Source organism: Heliomarina sp. (assembly GCF_052826185.1).
On sequence record NZ_JBRBUI010000009.1, the window covers coordinates 1 to 6651 of the forward strand.

Genomic DNA, 6651 nt, shown 5'->3' on the forward strand with positions numbered 1-6651 from the left:
CCTCTCGCACGTGCCATCCGAGGAACGCATCGTCACCATCGAGGAAGCCGCCGAGCTTCTGCCGACCCAGCCCAATGCCGTGACCCTCATCGCCAATCGCGATGCGGAGTTCCAGACCGCCGATGTGCTGCTCACCGCAACGTTGCGCATGCGCCCCGACCGGATCATCCTGGGCGAGGTGCGCGGCAAGGAAGCCATGACCTTCCTCGAGGCGATCAACACTGGCCATGGCGGCTCAATGACCACGCTGCACGCAGAAACCCCGCAACTTGCCGTGCAGCGTCTGGCCATCGCCGCACTCAAGACCGAGATCCCGATGACCTATGCCGACATGATCCAGTACATCGAGAACTCCATCGACGTAATCATCCAGGCCGGTCGCCATGATGGCAAACGCGGCATCACCGAATTCTACCTCCCCGGCACCAATGAGATCGGAGCTTCCCAATGAAAACCTTTGAATACGATATCCTGTCCTTTCCCATGACCCGCAAAACCAGCCTTGCCGACATGCAAGCCAGCCTGAATGCCAAAGGTGCGGAAGGCTGGGAGGTGGTGTCGATCAGCTCCTCGGAATTCGCGAATGTTGGGCACACGGTCTTCCTGAAACGCGAAACGACCACCATCGGAGCCACGGCATGAGGCTGGCACGGCTAAGCGTTGCTTTGACCGGAGTGGCCCTGAGCCTACTGGCTGTCCCCGCCTTCGCCGAGCGCAATCTAGTGCCGACGCTCGATCGCAGCTTCAACGTCTGTCCGGACCGGCCCGCTGAGCCCAGCTGGATGCAAGGAATCCCCCTGCGCCAAGCCTATCAGCGCGTATTGGTCCAGGACATCTATCGCGCCCAAAACCTCGAGCGGATTGTCGAGTCCGGCAGCTGCGATTGCGAGACCCGGTTCCCATCTTGGGACGCAGCTGAGGCGGTGTTTCGTGAGCGCCACGCCAGTGGCGAACGCTGGGAAATGCTGGAAGCTTCCGAAACCTACAATCGACGCGCCAACGACGTTCGCCTCGAGGCCAAAGCCATCTGCGACGCTGCGGGCAATTGGTAAGGCTGATCCCCGATGAGCGTCGTCACATATTTCGTTGAAACCTCCCAAGGCTATCTCGACACCGCGGCGGAAACCCAGTTCGGTTCCGTTGCAGCTACTGTCGGCACGCTTCTGGTGCTGGGAACAACATTGGTGGTGATCCTTGTGTTCCTCAACATGATCTACCAGTACAAGGCGATGGACGGGCGCACGGCATTCTGGCTCGCGGTCAAGATCGGACTGATCGGGATATTCGCGACTAACTGGGTGCAGTTCAACGCGCTCTCATCCGCCATCCTTGCCGGGATCGACAGCATTGCAGGGGCGCTCGTGGCCTCGGTCGGTGGTGGGACTCCCGGCCCTTCTGGTACCTTCGCCGAAGAATTCGACCGGTTGATCGCCGAGTTGGGGGACTATTTGAATGCCGCTGGTTCCGAGTTGAACTGGATGGCAGGGGCCATGCTCGACATTGTCGGGGTGCTGCTGCTTTCCATCCTCGGCGGGCTGGCCGCCTTCATTCTCGTGGCCTCGCGTTTGATGATCGCGCTTCTGATCGGGATCGCGCCGGTCATGATATTCCTGACACTCTTCGAGGTGACCAAAGACTACTTCGCGCGCTGGCTGTCGGCGCTGGTTTCCTTTGCGCTCTACCCCATCGTCGTCGCCGGCGTGTTCGCGACAATCACCGGCGTTTCCTCCGCACTCATCGGCGAGCTTGGCGATCCTGAAGGCGCCTCAAACATCGGCGCGCTCATTCCCTTCTTCATGATGGTGCTCATGGCCAAGGGCTTCATCATCGCAACGCCCTTCATCGTTCGCGCGATCTCCGGCAACATCATGATGCCCGCCCTCTCCGGAGGTCTCGGCGGGGGCTACAGCTTCGCCCGCGCCGCCATGGGCAGCCAGCAGGCCTACAACCGCTATCTGATCGGCGGTGCCAGTGGCGCGGAATATGCCGCCCTTAGAGCGCGGCAGTTCTTTGGTGTGCAGCAGATGCCAGTGCGGCAAGGCATGGGGCAGACCGGACAGGCAAGTGGCACTGGGTCACCTGGGGCAGGGTCTCAAATGCTGGCTCAACTGGCCCGGTTGGGAAGGCTGGGGCGGCGGTGACGGGCAAATGTGAAAAACCCTCCAAAACCGCAAAGGTATCGCTGGTGATCTGCCACGGGCTGTATGCATATCCAAAGGTTTGACTATATTAAAATAGGATTGCCAGCAAGAACGACTGCTTACCGCCTGACTTTTATTAGAATCCTCTACGCCTTCGATAACCACGCTGGGTGGGTTCTGCGAACTGAACCACTGGCAGCGGCCTCCCTTCACAAATCAACCTAGCGAACTCCACCTTTGGGAAGTCGAAGAGATAGCGGCTTCTGCCTTGTGCGGCTGTCAGCAAGCATAGATTTTCGCCGCCAAAGTCAAATCCGACAATCTTGCCCAATGATCCCCATTCTTTGAGAAGCCGTGTTTCCTCGCAATAAACGGTGTAGATATCTACGCCGTCGAACCGTTCCGGATAGTTTTCTGACAGCATCCGTTCATATTGGGTCAGATCAGTTGGGCGGCGGGTTCCATCGATACTCCAAATCACTTGACCGTAGAAATCTGTGCGCTTTCTTACCTCATCCGACTTGATAGCAGAGTGCTGGAACTCGATCACAAGGTCATAGGGTGTTTTGATATCCGCAATATGAAGCTCGCCAGTTTCATCGCGAGCTGGCACCTCTTGCCAGTCGGTAAAAAACCGGTTCTTCCAGTCGCGATGCCACTCGGTTTCGTTTTCCCACCAATGATCACAATGATGGCGGCCTTTGTGCGCCCAATGCCAGACCTTCTTGGTACCGCATCGAGCTAGCATGGCGGCATTGCAGCCTGGGCAGTAGCCCAAGGCACCAGGCGTCGCCTCAACTCGTTGACCATTCAAAAGTGCAAAACGCATTCCGATCACGCCTAGTTCAAATCTGACTTTACGTTCTGGTACAACGTCACTAACTCGGCCATGCCCATGTCTAAGATTGGCTCATACATAAAGGAATTGAGATGTATGTTTGCTGGCGTGATTAGATTGACCCGGCGTAGAAGGCCTATTTTTTCAGCTTCGTTATTAAACAAGTCTTTGAATTTCTGAAATATTTTCCCTGTTTGTTTATTCGAAACATCATATTCAGCCTCCGCAGAACGGATCTTTGCGACCATGTATCGCTCGGCTCGCATTCTGATCGCGATTGACAGAGCGATCTTGTGCTCAAGATTGATGCCATCGGCAACTTTTTCACACTCATCGGCGGTCGCGAAAAGATGCTCAATAACTGGCTGCGTCAGATCAACATCGGGGAATGTACACCCGGCCAAATGGCGTTCGAACACGTCCTTGTAATCCTCGATGGTGAGGGCTTCCGTTTCATCTTTGAAGTGGAGCATCCTGGTAAGCTGCAGGTAGTCAGCATTAGGATTCCCATCGGCATCTTTGGGGCCAAGCGTGTATTCGATTAAATTACGTAAGAACGGTATATAGGCAATTAGAACTGACGGTTCGGCCAACCTGCCTTGCCACTTACGAAACGGACTCTGGATGTCCGTCCGCTCGAATGGCTCAAGCTTGATCCCGTCATCAGATCGAAACGCCAGCCGACACTGATGTGCTGGACAGATATCTCTGCTTGAAACTGTTCGAAGGAAATCGAAGTTGTGAGTCAGAACGATGGCAAGGAAATTAGTGTCTTCGGTCTTGGTCACATCCTCTAAGAAATCAATGATCGCGAACTTGTTTTTGTAGTCAAACGAGTCAGAAATGTCGTCAAAGACAAAGAGGGTCTTGGTGCGGTTCTTCCATCGCACGAACACCTCATACATGATATCAAGGATGTAGAGTGCGCGACTTTCACCTGTGCTTAGCGCTCGGAGCAGCTCTTGCTTTTCGGATGAAGCGTAACGCCTCTCTTCACCTGAATCTTTGATGATGAAAGCAATCGAAGGAGCACTTCCTTTGAGGATCGCATCGGCCTTATTTTCAACGGAAAGTTCAAACGGCAGGTAGAGAAAGCGACGATTGAAGTCTGCCACTACAGCGTCCCAATCACCTCTGCTGCTGTCCGCGTCTGCGATGATTTCAGCGAGAGCACTTTGACCAGCTCGATACTCGGATACGAGCGCTTTGTATTCATCAAGTGCAGCCCGAAGATATTGCATCCAAAGGTCACGTTTCAGGCCCTCCCGGTCGTTGAGCATGGGCAGAAGGTGTTTGTTATCTGTGATATAATCTCGGAAAGCCTGCAGCTCCTTGTTTTTGAGCTTTGAATTGAATGTGTCAAATTTCTTCGCCACCGCCTTATCGTTCAAGACGCGAAGCTTCTCCTCTTCGATTCGCTCGCGAAGAGATTGGTCCGATGAAACCTCTTCCTTCTGATCCGTTTTTTCATCCGCCAAGCTGATGCTGTGTCCAGCGTTAAAAAAGTTGTTCGCTTCGAGCTGCTGCTGAACCTGGGCGACATTGTGATACTGAAAATCCCTTCGAAGGATTGGCGATTGTTCGGTTATCTCGTCATACTTTTGCGCAAAGTCTTCGACCGCAGCCGCCACATCTTCACTGGCAAGGAATTGCTGAACTTTTGGGTCATACAGGATTCTGTAGTCGGCTTTGCCGAGGTCCGATTGATGAAGTTCGTTGAGCTCGTCCTCAATCGCAGAAAGTGCCTCATAGTAGCTGCGGCCAAATACATCCTCTATAATCGGGTCTAAGTTTTCCCGTGATCTTTCTCCAAACCCCGCAGCGTTCCTGAGAGCTTTGTCCAAAGCCTTCTTTGCTTCGCCAATCGACTGATGGATTCCCTCGTACTTCGCTCTGAGTTCGGCGTTCGCAAGAAGAGTGGACACCTGACTTGAAGAGAATTTGTCATCGTAGGATTTAACGACGAAAATTTCCTCTTTCTTAATGGCTTCGCCATTCAGGGTGATCTCACAAGTAGGTTCGCGATTCGGGAAGTGCAGGTCCTTCGGCGAATTGCCTTCCGAAAGGTCCATCATTGTCTTCGCAAGCGATGTTTTCATAACACCGTTTGGAGCGTAGATCGCGTAGCCTTTGTGCTTAAACTCCAGCTCTGCCTCGAGTTTTCCAATTCCATAGCAATATCTTAAATTTATGTTCAGCTTGTCAGCCACGACATTCTCCAAATGATCTCTGCGCCCCAAAAGGCCATTGCATTTGGCCCTAGCGGCTCAGAGCATGCAAGGAAACAACCTCTGCTTCCCACCGCTCATGCCTGAATTATCCTTTCAACCAACGTTGGAAGAATTTGAGGAACAAGCTTCGAACTGGCTGCATCCAACTCCAAGAGCGGCTTCGACAGGTACGGATGAAACTTCTCAGACATGAAGTTACCTGCTCCCGCGAACAGATCAACGGGTTCGCCAGATCGAATATCTGCCAGCACTGAGCGTAGATCTGGTGTTTCGTCCCCGGTCTGCACCATCAGAAACCCGTCATGCTGTTCGACCAAGAACCCCATACTTCTGAGCGCTAGCGCCAAGGTTGACGTCTTAACCGTCCCAGCCCGGGTTGCAATGATCGATGCATGCTCGCCAAGACTGTGGATGTTCTTGGTCCGGAACCCGAGTCGCTCATAGTGGGCGCGCGCTTCGTCAAGCATCGCTAGCGAAACCGGCTCCATGTAGGGTGGACTGATATCCCCCTCCAGCACGGTGAACATCCGGTCTATCACCTCGTCATGAATGTCCCCCGCATCTCCGCCGAAGACAGGAGGCACACCGGCCTTCGCGGGTTTGACCACGATGACCTTTTCAAGATCATGGATCTCTTGAACCACCCAACGCCGCCCAGAAAATATCAGCAGCATCCCAGGCGCAAGAACATTGTCGATCGGCAGGGTTCCAAGATCCCGCCCCTCTGCAACCAAACGGAATTCCTCAGGTGTCTGGAACACCGCATAGAAGCTGTAATGCTCAACCAGCTTTTCGCCTGTCGGTCCCAGAAGTAACAGCCCGCTCCCGGACTGTTCGATCAAGCCGGTTTCTGGATGTCCAATTGCACGCAACACATCTGCGAAGACTCCGGTCGTGACCTTTCGGAAGGGGCCTTCGCGGCAGAGCACGTTGTATACCACACTTGCGGACGCACCGCCGCGCTGCGCGATGACTGACAGTATCTGATGGACGAGCGTCGAGAGATGAAGCGCCTGCGGTTTTGGTGGTTCGCACCAGCCTTCAAGCAACAGGTCTATCATCGCGATGGACCTAATCAGGCCGAGGCGAAGACGATCCACGAAACTGCTCTCCGGCGTCAATTTGGCTTCGACAGCGTACTGCCTGAGAATGGCCGGTTGTCCTTCACGCCGGCCTGACCGGCCAAGCCGTTGTCGCAAAGCCGCAACGCTGAATGGCGCACCGATTTGAGCCACGCAGGTCACGTCACCGATGTCGATTCCAAGCTCAAGCGTTGACGTGCATACTGCGGTTGTCGGTCTCGCAGGGTCCTTCAAGCGCCGCTCAACGAAGTCACGGTGTTCTCGGGAGAGGCTCGCGTGGTGGGGATAGAATTCCTGTGGCAGGTGCTCCCGTTCGCAAAGCTCCCGCAACCGATCTGCGTAAATCTCGACCCGTTGGC

General features: G+C 54.4%; 7 protein-coding genes. 4 read left to right on the forward strand and 3 right to left on the reverse strand.

The genetic code is table 11. The features are described from left to right. The 4 genes from ACU0FH_RS01605 to ACU0FH_RS01620 all read left to right on the forward strand — a co-directional run. The coding region (locus ACU0FH_RS01605) for a CpaF/VirB11 family protein (RefSeq protein WP_446193067.1) at window positions 1–451 on the forward strand (451 nt) is incomplete at its 5' end. Then, window positions 448–642, forward strand: a complete 195-nt coding sequence (locus ACU0FH_RS01610; RefSeq protein WP_043755076.1) for a DUF4177 domain-containing protein — start codon at window positions 448–450, stop codon at window positions 640–642. The genes ACU0FH_RS01605 and ACU0FH_RS01610, both read left to right, overlap by 4 nt. Continuing rightward, window positions 639–1052 carry a hypothetical protein gene (locus tag ACU0FH_RS01615; RefSeq protein WP_043755080.1) on the forward strand — a complete coding sequence of 138 codons (414 nt, stop codon included), beginning with the start codon at window positions 639–641 and terminating at the stop codon, window positions 1050–1052. The genes ACU0FH_RS01610 and ACU0FH_RS01615 overlap by 4 nt, the downstream gene beginning before the upstream one ends. Before the next feature lie 12 nt (window positions 1053–1064). Further along, a complete protein-coding gene (locus ACU0FH_RS01620; RefSeq protein WP_064260170.1) occupies window positions 1065–2141 on the forward strand; it encodes a type IV secretion system protein in 1077 nt (358 codons plus the stop codon). 136 nt (window positions 2142–2277) lie between these two features. Here ACU0FH_RS01620 and ACU0FH_RS01625 read toward each other — a convergent pair whose 3' ends face one another. From ACU0FH_RS01625 to ACU0FH_RS01635, 3 genes are all read right to left on the reverse strand, one after another. After that, window positions 2278–2970: a competence protein CoiA gene (locus ACU0FH_RS01625; RefSeq protein WP_446193068.1), complete on the reverse strand. Its 693-nt coding sequence runs from the start codon at window positions 2968–2970 to the stop codon at window positions 2278–2280. Between the two features lie 11 nt (window positions 2971–2981). Beyond that, complete coding sequence (locus tag ACU0FH_RS01630) at window positions 2982–5189, reverse strand: hypothetical protein (protein WP_043754170.1); 2208 nt, start codon at window positions 5187–5189, stop codon at window positions 2982–2984. 95 nt (window positions 5190–5284) lie between these two features. Then, window positions 5285–6651: helicase-related protein (locus ACU0FH_RS01635; protein ID WP_446193069.1), on the reverse strand; the 1367-nt coding region annotated here is incomplete at its 5' end.